This window comes from Sphingomonas corticis (genome assembly GCF_012035195.1).
Taxonomy (GTDB): Bacteria; Pseudomonadota; Alphaproteobacteria; order Sphingomonadales; family Sphingomonadaceae; genus Sphingomonas; species Sphingomonas corticis.
Genome location: NZ_JAAVJH010000054.1, coordinates 1 through 1,198 on the forward strand (window position 1 = coordinate 1; position 1,198 = coordinate 1,198).

2 protein-coding genes are annotated in these 1,198 nt (G+C 63.4%); one reads left to right on the top strand and one right to left on the bottom strand.

From position 1 onward, the window contains the following. Positions 1-314: phosphoribosylanthranilate isomerase (locus HBH26_RS20345; protein ID WP_420825006.1), on the top strand; the 314-nt coding region annotated here is incomplete at its 5' end. 66 nt (positions 315-380) lie between these two features. Here the strand turns inward: HBH26_RS20345 and HBH26_RS20350 are convergent. Next, the gene (locus HBH26_RS20350) at positions 381-758 is read right to left on the bottom strand and encodes a response regulator (protein ID WP_066516394.1); all 378 of its coding nucleotides are present in this window, start codon (positions 756-758) and stop codon (positions 381-383) included. Positions 759-1,198 lie beyond the last annotated feature (440 nt).

The window sequence follows — 1,198 nt, forward strand, 5'->3', positions numbered from 1 at the left end:
CCTATGAGCCTTGCGTTCATGCCTTCCTGCTCGACTCCGGCAGGCCCAACGCCCCGGTCGCTGAGCTGGGCGGAACCGGCCGCGCGCATGACTGGGCGGTCAGCGCCGCTTTCGTCCGTGCGACCGAGAAGCCGGTGTTTCTTGCCGGGGGCCTGACCGCCGCTAACGTGGCGGAAGCGATCGGGCAGGTTCGCCCCTATGGTGTCGACCTGTGCTCCGGCGTCCGGACGGGTGGTCAGCTCGACCCGCAGAAGCTGTTCGCCTTCGTCACCGCGGTCCAGCAGATCGACCGGGAAATGGCGCGGGCGATGTGACGGCACTGGCACCGGCGTGAACGCCTTCCTCCGCCGGAGTCCTGTGCAGTTAAGGTTAGCCCCCCGTCACAGACTTGCCGCCTCCAGTTCGCGAAGCAGGCGATGCGGATCGAACGGCTTGGGCATGAACGCGGTTCGGACCGGCAGATCCTCGCTGTCCAGGGGCACGTTGCCCGACACCACGAACAGGACGGTTGGCGGATAGCGCCCGCGCACGTGATGAGCGAGTGCAAGGCCGTCCATCGACCCAGGCATGTTGACGTCCGTCAGAACAGCGCCGATCTCCCTGTGACGATCGAGCAATTCGATGGCGCTCTCGGCATTCGTGGCCTCGAACACTTTCCAACCTGCATGTTCGAAGAAGTCGACCAGATCGAACCTGAGGATGGCTTCGTCTTCCACGATCAGGATCGTCTTGTTCGCAATCGGCTTACGCTGGCCCACTAATTGTTTCCATCATTGATCGAGACGTCTTCAAGGCGTGCATGGAGGGTGAACGTGAACCCTTCCGCATCGAATGCAGCTTCCGTCTTGCCGCTGGTGTACGCGCTCAACGATCGCTCGATGAGAACTGAGCATCGCCATCGCGCGCCGTGTAGGTCGCGCACGCATCAGAGGAAGCGCGAGCGCGGCCAGCGCCATCCAGCCTGCCAGCACGCCCAATCCGCCCGGCGACGCGCCCCACCGCTCGATAAGGCCCGCCAATGACGCCGCGCCGTAACCCAGCAGCAGGATTAGCACGGCCGCGACAGAGAGCGAGGCCATGCGGCTCGGAGGGTAAGGTGCGGCAATCGCCATCGAAATACGATAGCGTGAACCGGTTGCCTTGAAATCAAAGTTCGGCAGTAATTTCCGCAGGCTCGGGTGTCACAACCGGACGAGAC